22 protein-coding genes are annotated in these 20,247 nt (G+C 72.3%); 10 read left to right on the top strand and 12 right to left on the bottom strand.

Features of this window, described 5'->3' with window-relative positions; genetic code table 11:
• Positions 1-3: 3 nt before the first annotated feature.
• From hrpB to OOJ91_RS29365, 3 genes are read right to left on the bottom strand one after another with little or no spacing between them, the layout of a single operon-like run.
• Entirely contained in the window at positions 4-2,601 is a 2,598-nt protein-coding gene (gene hrpB / locus OOJ91_RS29375; RefSeq protein WP_266251473.1) for an ATP-dependent helicase HrpB, read from the bottom strand.
• A 28-nt stretch (positions 2,602-2,629) separates the two neighbouring features.
• Positions 2,630-2,830: a DUF397 domain-containing protein gene (locus OOJ91_RS29370; protein ID WP_266250088.1), complete on the bottom strand. Its 201-nt coding sequence runs from the start codon at positions 2,828-2,830 to the stop codon at positions 2,630-2,632.
• 41 nt (positions 2,831-2,871) lie between these two features.
• On the bottom strand, positions 2,872-3,696 hold the full coding sequence (locus OOJ91_RS29365) for a helix-turn-helix domain-containing protein (protein WP_266251471.1): 825 nt from the start codon (positions 3,694-3,696) through the stop codon (positions 2,872-2,874).
• Positions 3,697-3,881: 185 nt separating this feature from the next.
• On the opposite strand from OOJ91_RS29365, the gene OOJ91_RS29360 reads away from it, so the two are divergent.
• Genes OOJ91_RS29360 through OOJ91_RS29350 form a run of 3 tightly spaced genes read left to right on the top strand, consistent with a single transcriptional unit; the run spans position 3,882 to position 6,665 of the window.
• Positions 3,882-4,508, top strand: coding sequence for a GOLPH3/VPS74 family protein (locus tag OOJ91_RS29360; RefSeq protein WP_266251469.1), 627 nt, complete (start codon positions 3,882-3,884; stop codon positions 4,506-4,508).
• Positions 4,509-4,554: 46 nt separating this feature from the next.
• The gene (locus OOJ91_RS29355; protein ID WP_266250087.1) at positions 4,555-6,078 is read left to right on the top strand and encodes an APC family permease; all 1,524 of its coding nucleotides are present in this window, start codon (positions 4,555-4,557) and stop codon (positions 6,076-6,078) included.
• Positions 6,075-6,665: a GNAT family N-acetyltransferase gene (locus tag OOJ91_RS29350; protein ID WP_266250086.1), complete on the top strand. Its 591-nt coding sequence runs from the start codon at positions 6,075-6,077 to the stop codon at positions 6,663-6,665. Before OOJ91_RS29355 ends, OOJ91_RS29350 begins: the two co-directional genes overlap by 4 nt.
• A gap of 131 nt (positions 6,666-6,796) precedes the next feature.
• Here the strand turns inward: OOJ91_RS29350 and OOJ91_RS29345 are convergent, their stop codons facing one another.
• Entirely contained in the window at positions 6,797-7,630 is an 834-nt protein-coding gene (locus tag OOJ91_RS29345) for a SigB/SigF/SigG family RNA polymerase sigma factor (protein WP_266250085.1), read from the bottom strand.
• Between the two features lie 380 nt (positions 7,631-8,010).
• On the opposite strand from OOJ91_RS29345, the gene OOJ91_RS29340 reads away from it, so the two are divergent.
• Entirely contained in the window at positions 8,011-8,766 is a 756-nt protein-coding gene (locus OOJ91_RS29340; RefSeq protein ID WP_266250084.1) for a hypothetical protein, read from the top strand.
• Here the strand turns inward: OOJ91_RS29340 and OOJ91_RS29335 are convergent.
• Positions 8,715-10,304: a phospholipase D family protein gene (locus OOJ91_RS29335; RefSeq protein ID WP_266250083.1), complete on the bottom strand. Its 1,590-nt coding sequence runs from the start codon at positions 10,302-10,304 to the stop codon at positions 8,715-8,717. The genes OOJ91_RS29340 and OOJ91_RS29335 overlap by 52 nt on opposite strands.
• A gap of 124 nt (positions 10,305-10,428) precedes the next feature.
• On the opposite strand from OOJ91_RS29335, the gene OOJ91_RS29330 reads away from it, so the two are divergent.
• Complete coding sequence (locus tag OOJ91_RS29330) at positions 10,429-10,557, top strand: hypothetical protein (protein ID WP_255545605.1); 129 nt, start codon at positions 10,429-10,431, stop codon at positions 10,555-10,557.
• A gap of 83 nt (positions 10,558-10,640) precedes the next feature.
• On the opposite strand, the gene OOJ91_RS29325 is transcribed toward OOJ91_RS29330, so the two are convergent.
• From OOJ91_RS29325 to OOJ91_RS29315, 3 genes are all read right to left on the bottom strand, one after another.
• Positions 10,641-11,765 carry an IS30 family transposase gene (locus OOJ91_RS29325; RefSeq protein ID WP_266250082.1) on the bottom strand — a complete coding sequence of 375 codons (1,125 nt, stop codon included), beginning with the start codon at positions 11,763-11,765 and terminating at the stop codon, positions 10,641-10,643.
• Between the two features lie 102 nt (positions 11,766-11,867).
• Complete coding sequence (locus tag OOJ91_RS29320) at positions 11,868-12,854, bottom strand: pirin family protein (RefSeq protein WP_266250081.1); 987 nt, start codon at positions 12,852-12,854, stop codon at positions 11,868-11,870.
• Positions 12,855-12,865: 11 nt separating this feature from the next.
• Positions 12,866-13,348, bottom strand: a complete 483-nt coding sequence (locus OOJ91_RS29315) for a MarR family winged helix-turn-helix transcriptional regulator (protein WP_266250080.1) — start codon at positions 13,346-13,348, stop codon at positions 12,866-12,868.
• Positions 13,349-13,504: 156 nt separating this feature from the next.
• Between OOJ91_RS29315 and OOJ91_RS29310 the strand changes: the two genes are divergently transcribed.
• Positions 13,505-14,038 (top strand): GNAT family N-acetyltransferase, encoded by a 534-nt coding sequence (locus OOJ91_RS29310; RefSeq protein ID WP_266250079.1) that lies wholly within the window; start codon positions 13,505-13,507, stop codon positions 14,036-14,038.
• A gap of 179 nt (positions 14,039-14,217) precedes the next feature.
• On the opposite strand, the gene OOJ91_RS29305 is transcribed toward OOJ91_RS29310, so the two are convergent.
• Positions 14,218-14,631: a VOC family protein gene (locus OOJ91_RS29305; RefSeq protein ID WP_266250078.1), complete on the bottom strand. Its 414-nt coding sequence runs from the start codon at positions 14,629-14,631 to the stop codon at positions 14,218-14,220.
• Positions 14,628-15,635, bottom strand: a complete 1,008-nt coding sequence (locus OOJ91_RS29300) for a hypothetical protein (RefSeq protein ID WP_266250077.1) — start codon at positions 15,633-15,635, stop codon at positions 14,628-14,630. Before OOJ91_RS29300 ends, OOJ91_RS29305 begins: the two co-directional genes overlap by 4 nt.
• 94 nt (positions 15,636-15,729) lie before the next feature.
• Here OOJ91_RS29300 and OOJ91_RS29295 point away from each other — a divergent pair, with 94 nt between their 5' ends.
• Both OOJ91_RS29295 and OOJ91_RS29290 read left to right on the top strand, forming a co-directional pair.
• Entirely contained in the window at positions 15,730-16,134 is a 405-nt protein-coding gene (locus OOJ91_RS29295) for a winged helix-turn-helix transcriptional regulator (RefSeq protein ID WP_266250076.1), read from the top strand.
• Complete coding sequence (locus tag OOJ91_RS29290; RefSeq protein ID WP_266251467.1) at positions 16,131-16,718, top strand: DUF1684 domain-containing protein; 588 nt, start codon at positions 16,131-16,133, stop codon at positions 16,716-16,718. The genes OOJ91_RS29295 and OOJ91_RS29290 overlap by 4 nt, the downstream gene beginning before the upstream one ends.
• A 103-nt stretch (positions 16,719-16,821) precedes the next feature.
• On the opposite strand, the gene OOJ91_RS29285 is transcribed toward OOJ91_RS29290, so the two are convergent.
• A complete protein-coding gene (locus OOJ91_RS29285; RefSeq protein ID WP_266250075.1) occupies positions 16,822-17,412 on the bottom strand; it encodes a general stress protein in 591 nt (196 codons plus the stop codon).
• Positions 17,413-17,531: 119 nt separating this feature from the next.
• Between OOJ91_RS29285 and OOJ91_RS29280 the strand changes: the two genes are divergently transcribed.
• Positions 17,532-19,361 (top strand): glycoside hydrolase family 15 protein, encoded by a 1,830-nt coding sequence (locus tag OOJ91_RS29280; protein ID WP_266250074.1) that lies wholly within the window; start codon positions 17,532-17,534, stop codon positions 19,359-19,361.
• Positions 19,362-19,428: 67 nt separating this feature from the next.
• Positions 19,429-19,929: a metallophosphoesterase family protein gene (locus OOJ91_RS29275; RefSeq protein WP_266250073.1), complete on the top strand. Its 501-nt coding sequence runs from the start codon at positions 19,429-19,431 to the stop codon at positions 19,927-19,929.
• Between the two features lie 9 nt (positions 19,930-19,938).
• Here the strand turns inward: OOJ91_RS29275 and OOJ91_RS29270 are convergent, their stop codons facing one another.
• Positions 19,939-20,154, bottom strand: a complete 216-nt coding sequence (locus tag OOJ91_RS29270) for a DUF3072 domain-containing protein (RefSeq protein WP_039905876.1) — start codon at positions 20,152-20,154, stop codon at positions 19,939-19,941.
• Positions 20,155-20,247: the final 93 nt, after the last annotated feature.

The following is a 20,247-nucleotide window of genomic DNA, read 5'->3' as shown; positions in this document are numbered from 1 at the left end:
TCCTCAGCGCCGACGCGGCGCGGCGTGCCGGGTGGGCGTCGCCGTGCCCGGGTCCTCCGGCCACGGATGCCGGGGATAGCGACCGCGCAGCTCCGAGCGCACCTGCGGATAGCCGGTACGCCAGAACGACGCGAGATCCGCGGTGACCGCCACCGGCCGGCCGGCGGGGGAGAGCAGGTGCAGCAGCACCGGCACCCGGCCACCACCGATGCGCGGGGCCGCCGGCCAGCCGAACGTCTCCTGGAGCTTGACCGCCAGCACCGGCGCCGCCGGGTCGGCGTAGTCCACCCGGACCCGCGAACCGCTCGGCACCTCGATGCGTTCCGGCGCCAGCTCGTCGAGGCGTGCGGCCTGGGCCCACGGCAGCAGCCGGCGCAGCGCCGAGGTGACGTCCACCCGGTTCAGGTCGGCCCGTCGCCGGGCGGCGGCCAGCTCCGGCCCCAGCCAGGTCGGCGCGGCCGTGAGCAGCGCCTCGTCGCCGACGTCGGGCCACTCGGCGTCGAGGTGGTGCCTGCAGAACGCCATCCGCTCGCGCAGCCCCCGTGCCGCAGGCGTCCACGGCAGCAGCCCCAGCCCCTCCTGGCGCAGGCCAGTCAGCAGCGCCGCCGCCACCTCCGCGCGGTCCGGGCGGTCCAGCCGCCGTGCCACCAGCTCGATCGCGCCCAGGCGGGTCACCTCCCGGGCCACCACGTCCCCGTCGGACCAGCCCACCTCGCGGCGGGTGGACAGCAGCGGGCCCGCCGCCTCCCGGGCGGTCGCCTCGTCCAGCGGGGTGGCCCGGCGGATCCGCGCCGACGGCGCGCCGGGGCGGCGGTCCGCGACTGCCACCGCGAGCCAGTCGGAGCCGGCCAGCCCCGACCCGGCCGCCAGGTCCGCGGCGGTCCCACCCGTCATGAGGTACGCGGACCCGCCCGGCCGTCGCACCCGGGCCAGCCGCTCCGGGTACGCGAGACCGACAAGCAGCCCGGCGGCGAGATCGTCGGTGAGCCCGCCCGAGGCGGTACGCCCACCAGCTTCCCGGCCGGCGGGGTCGGCGGCAGCCCCGGGCGCGGAGCCGGCCCGTCCGCCGGCCGTGCGGCCTGTCGGGTCGGCGGGCAGCGCGGCGCGCAACCGGCGTACCTCGGCACGCCAGCGGGCCGTGGCGCCCGCGTCGGTCCCGGCGCGCAGCCGACGCCAGCCGGCCACCAGGTCGTCGCCCGGGCCGGCCGCGCTCTCCTCGGCGAGCAGGGCCACCACCTCGGCGGCGCGGTCCGCGCCGACCCGGCCGGCGCCGTCGAGCAGCGCCCGGGCCAGCCGTGGGTGCGCCCCGGCGGAGGCGATCACCCGACCCCGCCCGGTGATCCGGCCCGTCCCGTCGACCGCGCCAAGCGTTTCGAGGGTGTCCCGGGCCACCGCCATCGCCGCGGCCGGCGGCGGATCGGGCAGCGCCAGCCCGACGCCGTCCGGGCGCCCCCAGGCGGCCAGCTCAAGCGCGAAACCGGTCAGGTCGGCGGTGGCGATCTCCGGCTCCGCTCGGGCGGGCAGCCGCTCGTGGGTGGCCTCGGACCAGCAGCGGTAGACGTACCCGGGGGCCTCCCGGCCGGCCCTTCCGGCCCGCTGGGTGGCGGCGGCCCGGGAGACCGGCACGGTGATCAGCGCGCCCAACCCACGGGCCAGATCGATGCGGGGCACCCGGGACATCCCGGCGTCCACCACCACCCGCACTCCCGGCACGGTGAGGCTGGTCTCGGCAAGCGCGGTGGACAACACCACGCGTCGCCTGCCGTCCGCGACGCCCGGGCGCAGCGCCGCGTCCTGCTCGGCGCCACGCTGGCGCCCGTGCAACGGCAGCAGGTCGACACTGTCCCGCAGGTCGCCGAGCCGTCCGGCGACCGCGGCGATCTCACCGGCCCCGGGCAGGAAGACGAGGACGTCGCCGTCGTGCTCGCGCAGCGCCCGGCGGACCGTGGCGGCCACGTGGTCGAGCAGGGCGCGGTCCACAGGTCCGGCCCCCGGCGGGGCGACCGGCCGGGCCGGCGGCGCCCAGATCCGCCGTACCGGGTGCAGCGCCGACTCGGCGCGGACCACCGGGGCGGCGGCGGTCCCGCCGAGCAGCGCGGCGAACCGGTCGGTGTCCGGCGTGGCGGACATCGCGAGCAGCCACAGGTCCGGCCGGAGGGTGGCCCGGGCCTCCACAGCGAACGCCAGCGCGAGGTCGGCGTCGAGCTGGCGCTCGTGACACTCGTCGAGCAGCACCGCGCCCGTGCCGGGCAGCTCCGGGTCGTGGTGCAGCCGGCGGACCAGCAGGCCTGTGGTGACCACCTCGATCCGGGTGGCCGGCCCGACCCGACGCTCGCCGCGGACGGCGTAGCCGACCCGGTCGCCGACGCGCTCACCGAGCAGCTCGGCCATCCGGCGGGCCGCGGCGCGCGCCGCCACCCGGCGGGGTTGGGCGATCACGACCCGGCCGTCGACCCGGTCGGCCACCGCCAACGGCGCGAGAGTCGTCTTGCCGGTGCCCGGCGGGGCCACCAGGACCGCGGCGCCGGCCGCGTCGAGCGCGGTCAGCAGCGCCGGCAACGCCGGACGGACCGGCAGGTCCAGGGTTACGTCGGAGAGCACGGCCCAGTCTCGCACCGGTGCGGGAGACTCAGCCGCCACTGACCTCGGCGAGACCGTGCAGGAACGAATGCCAGGCGGCCGGTGCGAACGCGAGCGCCGGGCCGGAGCGATCCTTGCTGTCCCGGACGGCGATCCGACCGTCGACTGTCGCGACCTCCACGCAGTTGCCGTTGCCACTGCTGCGCGTGCTGGTGCGCCAGTCGGCCCGGGTCAGGTCGAGCGCCGTCATCCGTGGTACCCCTCGTCTGCGTCGGCGTGCCGCAGACGCGGTCACGCATAGTTACGAGAAGCCTCCTTGAGGTGGGTCAGCGACGCCCCCGGATCGAGTGCCATCCGGCACAGCTCCTCGTGCAGAAGGCTATACCCGAGCACATGATCGGCATCTTCCAGAGCCAGGCCCATCGTGAGGTTATCCAGGTAAACGACGGACGCGTCGGCGGCGTCGGCGAAGTTGAGGATCACGTACGGGGTGGTCATCGCCGGGTGCTCGCCGGCCGCGAACGGCAGTACCTGAATTGTTACGTTGGGTAACTGGGCGACGTGGCTCATGTGGACCAGTTGCTCGGCCATCACGGCGGGGCCGCCGACCGGGCGCAACAGCACGGCCTCGTTGAGCACCACAGACAACTGCACGGGCTCGTCGCGGCGCAGCACCTCCTGGCGGCGCAGCCGCGCCGCGACCTTGCGCTCCAGGCCGTCCTCGCCGGCGGTGCGGCGGAAGATCGCCCGGGCGTACGCCTCGGTCTGCAGTAGTCCGGGCACGGACTCGGCCTCGTACGTGCGCAGCGCCGCCGCCTCGGCCTCCAGTCCGACGTAGAACTCGAACCACTCCGGCAGCACGTCGCTGTAGTTCTGCCACCAGCCGCGCTGCTGCGCGCCCCGGGCGATCTCGATCAGCGCCTCGGCGTCCGCGCCGGTCACCTGGTAGAGCGCGAGCGCCGCCCGGACGTCGCGGGGTTTGATGCCGATCTGCGCGGTCTCGATCCGGGACAGGTTGCTCTTGGACATGTCGAGCTGGCGGGCGGCCACGTCGAGGGTCATGCCCGCCCGTTCCCGGAGCTGGCGGAGCTCGCGGGCGATGCGTCGACGGCGCACGGTGGGGCTGGCGGCGGGCCGGATGGTGGAGGCGGCGGTCACCGTCCGAGTCTGTCACGACAAGATCCGCAGGTCGCGCCTGCACGGAGTGCAACTATCAAATCTGGGAGTTGCGTTGCAGTAGCTGTCGGTGCATCCTTTTCCGGGTCGCGAACACTGTGGACACACTCGAGCGGGAGGACCGTTTGCTCATCGCCGACGAGTTCTTCCTCATCGCCCACAACGACACCCGCGGCAAGGCCAAGCTCCATCCGGCGGCGACCGGTCTCGGCCTGGCCGCCGGACTCCTCGGTGAGCTGACCCTCTACGGGCACATCACCGTCTCGGGTGGACAGGTCACCGTCATCGACCGGCGCCCACCCGCCGACGCGCTGGCGCACACAGTGCTCGACCAGTTGATCGGCGAGTCCCAGCACCGGGCGGTGAACGTCTGGCTCAGCTTTCTGGCGCAGAGCGCGACGACCTCGGTGGGCGAGCGGCTCGCCCGGGCCGGTGTGCTGCGTCGCCAGGAGAGCCGGCGGCTGCTCCGCACCTCGGTCAGCTATCTCCCGATCGACCTCAACGCCCTGGCCTGGCCGGCCACCCGGCTGCGAGCCCTGCTGGACCGCCCCGACCCGCCGAGCGTGCCGGACGCGCTGCTGCTCGGCTTGGTCGTGGCCGCCGGGCTGACCCGCGAGGTGTTGTGGAGCGCCGGCCCCCGCGCCCACCACCGGCTGAACGTCCTCATCCCCGCGCTGCCGGCGCCCCTGAAGGAGCTTGTCGGGCACACCGAGGCCGCCGTCGGCGCAGCCGTGCTGCGCGGCATCCCCTGATTCCCCCGGTAACCCCAACCCTCCCCTCGACAACCGGAGTAGTCGTATGCCATCGACATCGACAGTCGACCGACCCAGCAACGTCTCCGAAGCCCTCGCGAGGGGCCGCCTCGGCGTCCCCTCGGTCATCTTCTTCGTCCTGTCCGCAGCCGCGCCGCTGACAGTGGTGGCAGGTGTCGTCACCACCGGCTACGGCGTCATCGGCGTCACTGGCATACCGCTGGCCTTCCTGGTGGTCGCCGCGGTGCTCGCCCTGTTCTCGGTCGGCTACGTGGCGATGTCCCGCCGGGTCGAGAACGCTGGCGCCTTCTACGCCTACATCTCGCGTGGCCTCGGCCGGCCGGCCGGCGTCGGCGCCGCCTGGGTGGCGCTTATCGCGTACAACGCGCTCCAGGTCGGGCTGTACGGCACCATCGGCGTCGCCGCCGAGCCGGTGCTCGACCGGATCTTCGGCGGACACCCGCACTGGTCGATCGTCGCCCTGGTGGCGTGGGCGCTGGTCGGGCTGCTCGGCCTGCTGCGGGTGGACATCAACGGCCTGGTGCTCGCCGCGCTGCTGGTCGCCGAGATCGTGGTGATCCTCGTCTTCGACCTGGGTCAGCTCGGCAACCCGGCCGACGGTCAGGTGAGCTTCGCCGCCCTGTCGCCGGACAACCTCTTCGTGCCGGGGGTGGGCGCGGTGCTGGTGCTGGCCATCCTCGGGTTCGTCGGCTTCGAGTCCGCTGTGGTGTTCAGCGAGGAGAGCAAGGACCCGAAGCGGACGGTGCCACTGGCGACGTACCTCTCGGTGGCGATCATCGCCGGGCTGTACGCGCTCTCGTCCTGGACCATGACCGTCGCAGTCGGGCCGGACAAGATCGTCGCCGAGGCCGGCGAGCAGAGCGTCGGGCTGATCTTCAACCTGGCCGCCGCCCAGCTCGGCGACACCGCGGTCACCATCGGGCAGGTGCTCTTCCTGACCTCGGTGCTCGCCGCGATGATCTCGTTCCACAACACCACGGCCCGCTACACCTTCGCGCTGGGCCGGGAGCGGGTGCTGCCGGCGGTGTTCGGGCAGACCTCGCCGCGGACCGGCTCGCCCCGGGCCGCGTCGCTTGCGCAGAGCGTCCTTGGCCTGCTGGTCATCCTGCTCTACGCCGTCAACGGCTGGGACCCGGTGGTCCAGCTGTTCTTCTGGGGCGGCACCACAGGCGGGTTCGGCGTGCTGCTGCTGATCGCCACCACCTCGGTCGCGGTGATCGCCTACTTCGTCCGCCACGGCGGCGAGACCCTCTGGCGGCGGGCCATCGCGCCCGGCCTGGCCACCGTCGCGCTCGTCGTGATCATCTGGTTGGCCGTGTCGAACTTCGCCGACCTGCTGGGCGTCGCACCCGACTCCACCCTGCGCTGGGCACTGCCCGCCGTCTACCCGGTGGCGGCCGCGCTTGGCGTCGCGTGGGCGCTGCTGCTGCGCAGCAACCGTCCGGACACGTACGCCCGGATCGGTCTCGGCGCGGCGAGCGCCGCGGCGGCCGTGCGGTCGGCGGAGCAGCAGGCGCCGACGCCGGCCGGTGCGGAGGCGTCCCGATGAGCGTGACGATCGAACAGCTCGGGCCTGCGGACACGACGATGGTCGCCAACCGGATCGCGGAGGCGTTCACGGTCCTGGAGGTGACCTACTGGCTGGTGCCCGACGCGAGCAAGCGCGAGGCGGTGCTGGCCGGGGACTTCGAGATCCTTGTCGACCACGCGATGCGGCACGGGTTCGTGCACGCCACCGCGGACCGGGCCGGTGTCGCGGTCTGGCTCCCGTCGGTAGGTGAGCCGGCCCCGCCGCCGCCCGACTACGACGCCCGGCTCGCCGCCGCGTGCGGCGAGTGGACCGACCGGTTCCAGCATCTCGACGAGTTGTTCGCGGCGAACCATCCGCATCCGGACCACCACCACATGGCCTTCCTGGCCGTGCAGCCGGGGCGGCAGGGGCAGGGGTTGGGCACCGCGCTGATGAGGCACCACCACGCCTGGTTGGACGCCAACGGGATGCCCGCCTACCTGGAGGCGAGCAGTCCACGCAGCCGGGACCTGTACGCACGGCACGGTTACCGGGCCGGCGAGCCGTTCCGGGTGCCCGACGGCACGCCGTTCTGGCCGATGTGGCGGGAGCCCGCCGGCCGCTGACGGGACCGGCCGGGCCGCCTCCCCGCAGGGGAGCGACCCGGCCGGTACGCCGATCGGACGTCCTGACACACGATGAGGGGCCGGGGCCACGCTGACCCGGCCCCTCATCGTGTGGCGTTCAGGGCAGGCCCTCAGTAGGTGCCGTCGAGCTGACCGCGCAGCTTGGTCAGCGCCCGGGCCAGCAGCCGGGAGACGTGCATCTGCGACACGCCGATCTGGTCGGCGATCTGCGACTGGGTCAGGTTGCCGTAGAACCGCAGAGTGAGGATCTTCTGCTCCCGCTCGTCGAGCGTGGCCAGCGCGGGGCCGAGGGCGACCCGCAGCTCGGCAAGCTCGAACTCGTTGTCCTCGCCGCCGAGCATGTCACCCAGCTCGGTGGCCCGGTCACCGTCGCCGGTCGGGGTGGACAGCGACACCGCGTTGTACGCGCGGGCGCCCTCCAGGCCCTCCAGGACCTCTTCCTCGGTGAGCTTGAGGTGGGCGGCGATGTCGGCGACCGTCGGCGAGCGGCCGAGGGTCTGCAGCAGCGAGCTGTTGGCGTCGGAGATGGCCAGCCGCAGCTCCTGGAGGCGACGCGGCACCCGGATGTCCCAGGTGCGGTCGCGGAAGTGCCGCTTGAGCTCGCCGATGATGGTGGGGATCGCGTAGCCGGCGAAGTCGACGCCGCGGGACGGGTCGAACTTGTCGATGGCCTTGATGAGGCCGACGGCGGCGGTCTGCGCCAGGTCGTCGGTCGGCTCGCCCCGCCCGCTGTAGCGGTGGGCGAGGTGGTTGGCCAGCGGCAGCCAGGCCTCGATCGCCCGGTCGCGCAGCGTGGCGCGCGACGGGTGGTTGGCGGGCAGTGCGGCCATGGCGTTGAGCAGGTCTGCGGCGCTGTCGGTGAGCGCCCGCGGGTCCAGCTTGGTGGTGCTCGTCTGCTCGGCAGCCGTGGTGCTCGCCTGCTCGGTGATCGTTGGCGCGGTCATGGGTGGTCCTCCCTGCACCTCGTCCGCGGACAAAAAGACGTGACGCTTTGGTTTAACTTCGAATGGGCCGTTCGGGACTCACCTTAACCTGATCGGCTCCCGGAAATCTAGCCGAAAGGTTGATGCACTTAAGGCGTGTTGAGCAACAAAACGCCCCAAACGCGGCAACGACCGCGCAGGTTGTGAGGTCTCTTACCCGTTTAGCGCGCGATCCTGCGGCACCCGGTCATCCTGTCCGGCCCGACCGGTCGGTGTGCCACCCTCCGCCGACCGGTCAACATGAAATCCGACAACCGGGCAGCAGTGTCGACTATCCGTCGTTGTCCCGTCGGCGGGACCGGCCGTAGCGTCGCGGGGTAGACACCCGGTTCGGAGGCACCATGCTCGATCCAGCCGCTCCCCAGCTCGTCGTGAACAGTCGCACGCTCTACTTCAGCTGGTTGCCAGCGGATCCGGACGCGGTCGCCGCGCTGGTCCCCGCCGGGCTGCGTCCCCGTGCGGACCGGCAGGTGTTCCTCAACCAGTACGTCGTCGAGGACGAGACGCAGACCTCCGGCTTCGGCGCCTACTCGCTGACGTACCTCGGCGTCTCACTCGCCGGCGTGGACGCGCCCGGCGGGCTCAACGCGGGCGGCTGGTGGACCCACTACGTGGCCTCCAGCCGGCTGGTGCGCGAGTACGCCACCGCGCGGGGCGCCCCCGCGCTCGCCGGCCGGACCAGGATCGAGGTGAACGGCGAGGCGCTGCTCTCCGAGACCGAGGCGGAGGGGACGCCGCTGATCCGCGCCCGGTGTCGGGTGGGGGAGACCGGCCACGTGATCAGCAGCGGGCACCACCGCTACTTCACCTGCCGCGACGGTCAACTGCTCAGCTCGGTCTACCCGTTCGTGGCCGAGCCGGTCGCGCCGTTCGAGATCGAGTCGGTGGAGTTCCTGCAACCCCGGCACCCGATGTACGCGCTGCGCCCCGCGAACCCGCTGACAATCGGCTTCGGCTACTTCTCGCCGCGCTCCTCGTTCGCCTACCCGGGCGGGCTCACCGTGCACCCGGGTGAGGTCGGCCTGCCCGAGCCGGCCCGGCAGATTCACCAGGTGCCGGCCAACCTCGCGCGCAGCGGCCTGCCGTCGGGGTCGTAGACCAGCCGGTACACCGGCAGCGCCCAGGCGCGGGTGTACCAGGGCAGCCGCTCGGGCCGGTGCGGGCGCAGCCGGCCCGGCGGGCGGTCACCGACCTGGCCGCCGTCGTACCACAGTTGCAACGCGTCGGCCGCGGCCGTGACGGCCGCGACGGCGTCCGCCGGGTCGAGCAGGTCGCCGTCGTCCGCGCCGTCCGGGTCCCGGTCCAGGTGCTCGCGCCAGAGCCGCAGGCGCAGGTCCCGGGCGAAGGTCCGTGCCCCGTCGCCCCGACCCGCCGGGTCGGTGGGCGTCCGCTCGTCGCGCGTGTCGTCGAGCACCGCGCAGGACAACTCGCTGTCGTGCGTCCAGGAGCGGCGGTTGAAGTTGTCGCTGCCGACGCTGGCCCAGACGTCGTCGATTACGCAGACCTTCGCGTGCACGTAGACCGGAGTGCCGGCGTGGTTCTCCACGTCGAACACGTGCACCCGGTCCGGCGCGGCACGCTCGCACAACGACAGCGCCTGCTCACGGCCGACCATGTTGGGTGGCAGGGCGAGGCGGCCGTCCACGTCCGGGTGCCGGGGCACCACGGCGACCAGGTGCAGCTCGGGATTCTCCCGCAGCGCCTGGGCGAACAGGTTGGCCACCTCGGTCGACCAGAGGTACTGGTCCTCCAGGTAGATGAGTCGGCGCGCGCGGTGGACCGCCTTGGTGTAGCCCCGGGCAACGGTCCGCTCGCCGTCGGGCGCGAAGGAGTAGCGCGGTCGGACGGCGGGGTAGGTGCGCAGCACCTGGATCTGGTGCGGCCCGCACTCGGGCGGGTCGGCGGGCTGCTCGGGCAGCGGGTCCGGCCGCAGGTCGGCGCCGCGCAGCCGGTCCCGCGCGTACGCCATCGGGTTCTCCGAGTCCAGCGGCATCGGGTCGGTCCAGCGCTCCCGGAACAGGGTGTCCAGCGCGCCGACGACCGGGCCGCGCAGCGCGAGCTGCACGTCGTGCCAGGGCGGGTTCGAGCCGTACCGGGGGGACATCTGCACCGGCTGCGGGTCGCCGCCGTGCGCGGCGTCGTCGCGGCGGCTGTGGCACAGGTCGATCCCGCCGGCGAACGCGATGTCCCGCTCCGGGTCGTCCGGGTGCCGCAGCACCACGAGCTTCTGGTGGTGCGAGCCGCCACGGCGGACCCGCTGGTCGAGCAGCACCTCGCCGCCGGCCGCGGAGACCGTCTCGCTGAGGTTGCGGTTCTCGGCCTCGCTGTAGGCGAGCACGTCGAGGTGTGAGCGCCAGATCAGCCCCTTGACCACCACGCCGCGCTGCGCCGCCTGGGCGAAGAGCTGGGCAACTGTGGGGCCGTCCGGACGCAGTCGCTGGTCGGGGTCGCCCCGCCAGTCGGTGAAGAAGAGGTGGTCGCCGGCGGTCAGCGCCTCCACCTCGTCGACCAGCCGGTCGAAGTACGCCGCGCCGTGAATCAACGGCTCGGCGAGGTTTCCGCTGGTCCAGACGGGTAACCCAGAGACCGGGTTGGCCCGTTCCTGTGCGGTGAGGAACCAGTCCTGTAACGGCAACGTCCAGCCCCCCGGAGGTCGACAACGTCCTCACGGTAGGACCCCGGACGCGGGTCCGCATGCCAGGTCGGCCGACCGGTGACCTGGATGACGCTCACGCGACAACAGCCGAGGAGGCCACACCATGCCCCGCGACACAACGAACCCCGTGACCGAGTACCGCGAGCCGGCGGTGGAGAGCGAACGGGGTGCGCTGGTAGCGGTGTTGCTGATGGTGATTCTCGGGGTGGCGGGGATCTTCGCGGTCTCCTGAGGCGGCGGAGGGGGCAGCCGGTACGGCTCCGGCGCCTTGATCATCTCCAGATCGCCGATGTGGGGGCTTCCTCGCGGGCGGTTTCAAGCGGCGGTTGCAACCAGGTGCTTGTGGAGTACCTCGGCTGGATTCTGCCAGTCGAGGGTTTGGCGTGGTCGTCCGTTGAGTTCGCGGGCGACGGCGTCGAGGTCGTCCTGGGACCAGGTGCGGAAGTCGGTGCTGGAGCGGGGGAAGTACTGGCGTAGGAGACCGTTGGTGTTTTCGTTGCTGCCGCGTTGCCACGGGCTGTGGGGGTCGCAGAAGTAGACCTTGCAGTCGGTGGCCAGGGTGAACACGGGATGCCGGATCATCTCGATGCCCTGGTCCCAGGTCAGGGTCTTACGCAACTCGGCCGGCAGGCGGCGCATGAGACCGGTGAGGGTCTCGATGACCTGTTCACTGACCCGCGATTCGGGCAGAGCGCCGAGCATCACATACCGGGTGGCCCGCTCGACGAGGGTGACGATCGCGCTGGACCCTCGGGCGCCGATGACCAGGTCACCTTCCCAGTGCCCCGGCACGGCCCGGTCAGCGACCTCCGCCGGGCGAGTCGAGATGTGAAAGTCACGCACCCACGGGCGTCCCCGCAGCGCGCTGGCCTGTCGTGACTGCTGGCGGCGGCCGGTGCGTCCTGAGCGCAGAGCGACCTGCCGGGCGAGTTCTTGGCGCATCCCACCCCGGGCCTGGAAGTAAATCGCCTGGTAGATCGTCTCGTGTGACACCCACATCTCCGGTCTGTCGGGGAACTCCCGCCGCAACGACCGGGCGATCTGCTGCGGCGAATGCCGCTGCGTCAGACGATCCCTGACCGTCTCCCACAACGGCGGCCACGCCCGCCCCCACCTCGGACGCAACGTCCCCTCACGAAGACGCCGCGCCCGCTCATCCGCCTTGCCCTGAGCGTTGCGGTGACAGTACTTCCACCGATACACCCCACCCCACCCCTTCGGGTAGCCCACCCCCGCCACATACCCCGGAGCAGGACCATGCGGATGCCGCTGACCCGTCGGCACCCGACCCCCCGTACCGCAGTGATTCCGCGACAACTCCCGCCACACCGTCGAGCGATCCCGCCCGATCACCTGCCCGATCTGCGGACAACTCAACCCCTGACCGAACAACACCTCAATCTGCGCCCGCTCCGCGGACGACAACCTCTGCCCCGGCATGACCCCTCATCCTGACGAGAATCCACCCCGTTGCAACAACCACTTGAGCCCAAGGCGACGAGATGCCCCCACATACCCGGCCTGGAGTGGATCACCTAGCCCTCAGGGACGCGGGCCCTGGCCGTCGGTGTGCGGCACCCGCTCGGTGGGGATGACGCCGAGCCGGCCGGCCTTGAAGTCCTCGAACGCCTGGAGCAGCTCGTCCCGGGTGTTCATCACGAACGGGCCGTACTGCGCCACCGGCTCCCGGATGGGCTGACCACCCATGATGTAGAGGTCCAGCGCCGGCGTGTTGGCGTCCTGGTCACGGTCCGCGCCGAAGCGCAGCGCGTCGCCCGGACCGTGCACCGCGAGCTGACCGGTACGCACCGGCCGACGCTCGACGCCCACCGTTCCGCGCCCGCCCAGCACGTACACAAGCGCGTTGAACTCGGGCTGCCACGGCAGGTCGACCTGGGCGCCCGGCTGCACTGTGACGTGGGTGATGGTGATCGGCGTGAAGGTCGAACCCGGACCCCGGTGCCCGGCGATCTCACCGGCGATCACCCGGACCAGCGCGCCGCCGTCGGGCGTGGTGAGCAACGCCGACTCGCCGCCGCGGATGTCCTGGTAGCGGGGCGGGTTCATCTTGGCCGAGCGGGGCAGGTTGACCCAGAGCTGCGTGCCGTGGAAGAGCCCACCGCTCATCACCAGGTGCTCCGGCGGGGCCTCGATGTGCAGCAGCCCGCTGCCGGCAGTCATCCACTGGGTGTCACCGTCGGTGATGGTCCCGCCGCCACCCTGGGAGTCCTGGTGGTCGAAGATGCCGTCGATGATGTACGTGACGGTCTCGAAGCCGCGGTGCGGGTGCCACGGGGTGCCCTTGGGCTCGCCCGGCGCGTAGTCCACCTCGCCCATCTGGTCGAGGTGGATGAACGGGTCCAGGTCGGCCGTCGACACTCCGGCGAAGGCCCGGCGGACGGGGAAGCCCTCGCCCTCGAAGCCGCTGGGCGCGGTGGTCACCGTGCGGACCTTGCGGAAGGTGGTGGACTCGTCGAGCCGGGGCAGGCGGGGCAGGACGAGGACGTTGTCAACGGTGATCGCGGGCATCGGGAGGCTCCTTAACTCGTGGCGTGCGTGCTCGACGTGGCCCGGGCCGCCCGCAGGCGGGTGCCGAGCCGGTCGAAGATCCGGGTGAGGCAGGCGACCTCGGCGTCGTCGAGGTCGTCCATCAGGTGGGTACGCACCGACGCCAGATGGTGGGGTGCGGCTTCGGACAGGGTGAGCAGCCCGGCGGCGGTGAGCACGGCCTCGCTGCCGCGCCGGTCGTCCGGGCAGGCCTCCTTGCTCACCAGTCCGCGGCGCTGCATGGAGGAGATCTGGTACGTGAGGCGGCTGGGGGAGAAGACAAGTCGGCCGGCCAGCTCGCCCATCCGCAGTCGTTGTCCCGGCGCCTCGGAGAGCAGGACCAGCACGTGGTAGTCGGCGAAGCTGAGGTCGCTGTCGGCGCGCAGGTCGTCTTCCAGCTGGGTGAACAGGCGCTGGCTCGCCTCGATGTAGGCACGCCAGGCGGCCGCTCGGGTGCTGTCCAGGCTCTCTGTCACGCCCATGACGATAGCACTAGTTAAAAATTTAACTAGTGCTGCTGAGCCTCGTGTGCATCACGTCTGTCCGGTTGACTGGGTGATTGCTCCAGCTTTGAAGGAAGCCTGGGCAATCGGGCGGCGGAGCCGGTGCGGTGTGTGCGAGACTCCGGCCTCGTGGAACACGTGGAACTCTCCGCCGCCGACCTGCTGCTGCGCCCGTGGCGGGAGGCGGACGCCCCGGCGGTGCGCGACGCCCTGCGCGACCCGGCCATCGCCCAGTGGAACCCCCAGGGTGGCGGCCCGGTCGACGACCAGGCCGCCCTGTTCTGGGTGCGTCGCCGGGCCGACTGGTCGGGCGGCGACCACGCCTCCCTGGCCGTTGTCGACGCCGCAGGTGGCGAGCTGCTCGGCTCGGTGTCGCTGCACCACATCCACCACGGCGACGCCTCCATCGGCTACTGGACGACACCGGCGGCACGCGGACGCGGGGTGGCGACGCGGGCCGTCCTCCGGCTCACCGACTGGGCCTTCGGCGACCTGCGGCTGCACCGGGTGGAGCTGTGCCACGCCGTGGCCAACCCGGCCTCCTGCCGGGTCGCCGACCGGGCCGGCTACCGCGCCGAGGGGACGTTGCGCGAGTCGTACCAGTACGGTGACGGCCGCCGCTACGACGAGCACCTGCACGCCCGCCTGGCCACCGATCGCTGAGGCGGTAGCAGATCGACCTCGTCCCGGAGACGGCCGCGAGCGCGGGCGTACGGCTCGCCGAGATGACCCGGGCGATCCTGCCCTCGACGCCGTTCTGAGCAACTGGCCGTCACCGTGACGGCCCGGGCGGGCACGACAGGCATGCCCGCCCGGTCCGCACCCGGGTGCCTCCGCGCAGGTCAGGACGTCGTGGGCAGGCTGACGTTCACCAGCCAGTCGGTCCCGAACCTGTCGACGCACCTGCCGTACCGGGTGCCCCACGGCGATCCGGCCAACGGGACGGTGATGACACCGTGCGCGCAGAGCCGCTCCCAGTACCCGACGAGTTCCGCCTCGTCATCGCCGCCGAGGGTGATCGACGTGGTGCCGCGGGCGCCGTCGCCTGGTGTCCGGTCCGAGCCCATCAGCACGATCCCGGTCGCCCCTTTGAGCATCGCGTGCGCGACCAGGTCCTCAGGTGCCCCTTCGGTCGGCGCGCGCAGGTCGCCGAAGGTGGTGATCTGGAGGCTGCCGCCGAACACCGACTGGTAGAACTCCATCGCCTCGCGGGCGTTGCCGCCGAAGCTGAGGTACGGGCTGACGCGGGCGGTCATCGTCCGGCCTCTGCGGCGAGCGGGCGTCGCTGCGCGGTCCGCTGTCGGAGCAGGACGAAGCCCAGCCCCGCCAGGAACCAGGCGGCGAGGACGCCGAGGGGCGCCAGCGTGTGGGAGCCGTTGAAGTAACCGAAGTTGTTGACCGCGCGTACGGCCGCGCCCGGGGGGAGCTTCGCCGAGATCGCCTGTGCCCATCCCGGCAGCAGGTCGACGCCTATCGTCGCTCCGCTCGTCGCGTTGCCGATGGTGGTGAGGGTGAGCACGGCGAGCGCGATACCGATGGGGCCGAGCCAGGCCCCGAGGGCCTTCGTCGTGAAGGCGCTGGCGGCCGACAGCAGGATGAGCGACAGGGCGAGCAGCGGGAACGGTGCGGTCAGTGAGCCGTAGACCGGGCCGGCGACGATGGCCGCGATCACGCCGATCGCGACGGCGAATCCGCCCATCGCGGAGAGCCGGTGACGCAGGCGTACCTTCGTGGCCGCCGCGGTGAGCCCCTGCGCGAGGACGAACGACGAGAGAGTGACCCCGAACACCACGTAGAAGGCGGACAGCCCACGGCTGTCGTACGTCGCCAGCGGCACGATGTCGTTCTCCTGGACGGTCATGCCCGCCTGCCTGCCGAGGCCGGCGACGAGTTGCCTGGCGGCGCCGCTCTCACTGAACCCGCTCGCGCCGGCGTAGTCGAGCGTCAGCGTGCCGGGGGCGGTCCCGCTGAGCACCGCGACGGCGTCGCCGTTGTGGACCAGGGACTCTCCGGCCTCGACGGTGGCGACCTCCCTGACGGCGACGGCATCGCCGAAACCCCCGTGGGCGGTGGTGGCCAGCTGATCGCCGACCACCGCGATCGGCAGGCGGCTCGGCGCGGGATCGCGTTGCAACCCGACGTAGACGGCGATGAACGCCGTACCGATGATCAGCCCGGTGAGCACGAGCGGGATCCAGGCTAGGCGCTGCGTGGTGACGGGCATTTCCGCCCCGGTAGGTGGATCGGTTGGCGACGTCATGGGTGCTTCCTCGGGTAGTGTGGTTTGAATGTCCAACCAGACGAACCGTAGCACCGACGGTTTGAAATCCAAACCGTCGCGGGACACTCTCGCTGTGGCGCTCGACGCAGTGAACGACAGGTGGTCGCTGCACATCGTGCGAGCGCTCGCCTTCGGGGCCTCCCGGTACACCGAGATCCTGCGAGCGGTAGGCGCTCCCCGGGACGTCCTCGCCGCGCGGCTGCGAAAGCTCGCCGAGACCGGCATCCTGCGGGCGCGATCGAGCGAGGACGGCAAGGTCGCGGGGTACGAGCTCACGCAGAAGGGCCGGGATCTCGGGCAGGTCATCCTCGTGCTCAAGCGCTGGGGTGACACCTACAGCGATGCCGACGTGCCCACTGTCGACTTCATCCATGATGTTTGCGATGAGGTGTTCGTCGCGGAAGTCCGTTGCCAGGCGTGCGGCAGGCCCCTCCGGTCCGGAGAGTTGTCCCTCGATCAGGAGTCCGCCGGATGCTGACCGATCTGGAGCTGGCCGACTGGCGGGAGCGGGTGGCCCGGCTGTACCTGTCCGACGTCGACCTGGCCGGCTTCCGCGCCGGCCGCGACCAACTCTTCGCCACCCACCCGCAGAGCCCGATCCCGCCTGCCGAGCGGCCCGGCTTCCCCGGTGTGCGGTACTACCCGCCCAACCCCCAGGCTGTTGTCGAGGCGCCGCTGCGGGCGGCCACCGGCGAGCTGCGGGTGGACACCGGCGGCCCGGACGGGGTCGTCGCGTACCGGCGGGTCGCGGTGGCCGAGACGCCGTGGGGTCCGCTGACGCTGTGGTGGATCGAGGCGTACGGGGGAGGGCTGTTCGTGCCGCTGCGCGACGGCACCTGCGGGCAGGAGACCTACGGCGGAGGGCGGTACCTCACCGACACGGTGAAGGGCACCTTCGGCCGGGGCGTCGAGCTGCTGCCCGGCGACCGGGTCCGGCTGGACGCCAACTACCTCTACAACCCGAGCTGCGCGTACGACGACCGCTGGGCCTGCCCCCTCGCACCGCCGGAGAACCGGGTCGAGGTGCCGTTGGCGGCCGGTGAGCTGGCGTACCACGACTGACCGACCGCCCCGGCGCGCTGCCGGGACGGTCGGTCGCGCCGCACGGCCGGGACTGTCGTGCCGGTGGCTCAGCGCCGCCGGGACGGCCGGTCCGGCCGATGGCTCAGCGGGCGTTCGCGGGCGTCGAGCCGGGCACCTGCATCCGACCCAGCAGCTGCCGGGCCTGGTCGGCGAGCTGCGCGTCGACTGTCACCGCGTACTGGCCGGCGCGCAGCGAACTGGCCGAGGTGAAGTCGCGTTGCCCGCCGGTCATCGCGTGCGCGACAGCGCCGAACACGGCGCCCCAGATCGCACCGATGACCAGGCCGACAAGGATCACCGCCAGCCAGTTGCCCACGGTGAAGATGCCGAACAGCAGGCCGATGAAGAGCCCGAACCAGGCGCCGGTGCCGGCGCCGAGCAGGGCGGCGCGGCCGGTGGTCATCCGCCCGAGCACCGTCTCCACGAGCGTGAGGTTCGTGCCGACGATGGCGCTGTGCTCCACCGGGAAGCGGTTGTCGGCCAGATAGTCGACGACCTTCTGGGCGGACGGATAGTCCGGATACGAGCCGATCGTCACGGTGGCGGGACCGCCCTGCGGCCCGTGCCCGTCCCCGGCCGGCGTCGACAGGTGGCCTGCCGGCCCGGACGGAAGTACGTCGCCACTCTGTGTGCCGGACCGCCACGCGGCGGCCGGCCCCGAAGCTGAGGTCATGAGCATCCTCCCTCGTCAGCCGACCGCGTTCCCGCCAGTGCCGAGCGGTAACGCCCGCCGGGCGTCGGGGGGCGGGGCCGAGCGAGGCATGTGCGGGGACGGTCCGGGTAGGCAGGCGGGTGCAGAGCGGACAGATCAGCGACCACGGTCTCCTCGCCGACGGCCGTACGGCGGCGTTGGTGGACCGCGCGGGCTCGGTGAACTGGTGGTGCCCGGGCCGGTTCGACGCGCCGTCGGTGTTCGCGCGGCTGATCGGCGACAACGCCGGGCACTGGTCGATCCGACCGGAGGGGGACTTCACTGTCGAACGCTGCTACCTCGACGGCACCCTCGTGCTGCGGACCGTCTTCCGCACCGCCCAGGGCGAGGTGGAGTTGACCGACGCGCTCGCACTGGAGCCCGGCGCGCGGGAGCACGACATCGGGCTGCGCTCGCCCCAGGTGCTGGTCCGCAGTGTGCGGGGTCTGTCCGGCGAGGTGCCGATGTGTGTGCAGTACCGACCCCGCTTCGAGTACGGGCGCACCACGCCGTTCCTCGTCGAGCGGGACGGGATCGTGGAGGCCGTCGGCGGGGCCAGTCGGCTCACGCTGGTCAGCGGCCTGGGGCTGACCTTCGGCGACGGCGAGGCCACCGCGACGTTCGCCGTCCGCGCCGGCACCACCCACAACTTCGCCCTCGGGTACGCCCCGACGTACGACGCCCAGCCGCCGCAGGTGCCCGAGGCCGACCAGACGATCGCCGACACGGCCGAGGGATGGCGCTCCTGGGTCCGGCAGCACGAGTACCACGGGGTCTACGCCGAGCAGGTCCGGCGCAGCGCGCTTGTCGTGCAGGGCATGACGTACCGACCAAGCGGCGCGGTGGTCGCCTCGGTGACCACCTCGCTTCCGGAGAAGCTCGGCGGGGACCGGAACTACGACTACCGCTACGTCTGGGTGCGCGACTTCACCCTGACGCTGCGGGCGCTGTGGCGCACCGCCTGTTACGACGAGGTGCAGCGGCAGTTCACCTGGTTGGGTCGGGCGATGGGCCGGATCGACGAGGAGCCGGTGCCGATCATGTACGGGGTACTGGGGGAGCGGGACCTCACCGAGCACCGCCTGGATCAGCTCGCCGGTTACCGCGACAGCCCGCCGGTGATGATCGGCAACGACGCGTGGCGGCAGCGACAGAACGACATCTACGGTGAGGCGTTGGACGCCGCCTGGCTGATGCGCGACCGGCTGGAGCCGTTGGAGCCGGACGTCTACCACCTGCTCCGGTCGCTCGTCGACAAGGCGGAGCGGGACTGGAAGCTGCCGGATGCGGGGATGTGGGAGGAGCGCGGGATCCAACGCCACCACGTGTCCTCGAAGGTGCAGTGCTGGGTGGCCCTGGACCGGGCGGTCCGCTTCGGTGAACGGCTCGGTGGGCCGTCGGACGTGGCCCGCTGGGCGGCAGCCCGCGACGAGGTGCGTGCGGCGGTGCTGGACCAGGGATGGAGCGACAGGCGCGGAGCGTACACCGGCAGTTTCGAGTCCGAGGACCTGGACGCGTCGGTGCTGATCATGCCGCTGGTGGGGTTCCTCCCGGCCGACGACCCGCGGATGCGCTCGACGATCCGCGCGGTGGAGGAGCAGCTGTCGCACGACGGCCTGTTGCGGCGCTGGGACGGCGACCCGGCGGGATTCGTCATCTGCTCGTTCTGGCTGGTGTGCTGCCTGGCGCTCGCCGGTGAGCGGGACCGGGCGCACGAGTTGTTCGACGCGCTGGCCGGGCGGCTCAACGACCTCGGCCTGTTCGCCGAGCAGATCGACCCGTTGACCGGGGAGCAGCTGGGCAACTTCCCCCAGGCGTTCTCGCACATCGGCCTGATCAACGCCGCCGGTGTGCTCAGTGACGTCGAGCAGAACCCGGCCCTGCGCGGTCTCGGCATGCCGCCGGCGTACTTCACCCCGATGTCGCGCTGAACCGCCCGCGGGCGAACGCGCCGAGCGTCCCCGGGTGGACGGGCCCGGCTCGGGGGATGATGCCGGCATGAGGCTGGTGCTCACGGCGGACACGCATCTCCCCAAGCGAGCCCGGGACCTCCCGGGGCCGCTCTGGACGGCGATCGAGGCGGCGGACGTGGTGCTGCACGCAGGCGACTGGGTCGACGAGTCGCTGCTGGACGCCATGACCGCCCGCGCGCGGCGGCTCATCGGCGTGTACGGCAACAACGACGGCCCGGCGCTGCGCGCCCGGCTGCCGGAGGTGGCCCGCGTCGACCTCGACGGGCTGCGGGTCGCCGTGGTGCACGAGACGGGCCCCCGCACCGGCCGGGAGCAGCGGTGCGCGGCTCGCTTTCCCGACGTCGACCTGCTGGTCTTCGGGCACTCGCACATCCCGTGGGACAGCGTGGCGCCCGGTGGGCTGCGCCTGCTCAACCCCGGGTCGCCCACCGACCGCCGCTCCCAGCCGCACGCCACCTACCTGGCGGCCGAGACGACCGGAGCCCGCCTGACGCGCGTCCGGTTGCACACCCTGCCGCGTCCCTGACCCGTCGGCCTACTGGCCGCGGCCCGTCTCGGCCTGGAGCTCGTCGATCCGCTTGGACGCCTCGGCCTTGGTCAGGTCGTCCGGCAGCGTCGCGTCCGCCTCCCGTGCCAGCGTGGCCAGGTACGACTCCTGCGCCGCCGTGGGCGGCTCGTCGCCGGTGACCCACTCGTCGGGGTCCTTGATCGCGCCACGCGGGTCGGGCTGGTCGTTGCTGCGGTCCGTCATCATCATCACCCTTTCTTCGAACAGGTGTGCCAGTACCCCGATCGCCGCCGGTTCATGCCCGTCCGCCGCGACCGTCGGCACCTACGATCACCT

Origin of the sequence: Micromonospora lupini (assembly GCF_026342015.1) — a bacterium.
Classification (GTDB): Bacteria; Actinomycetota; Actinomycetes; order Mycobacteriales; family Micromonosporaceae; genus Micromonospora; species Micromonospora lupini_B.
This window is presented reverse-complemented; position numbering and strand designations above follow the sequence as displayed.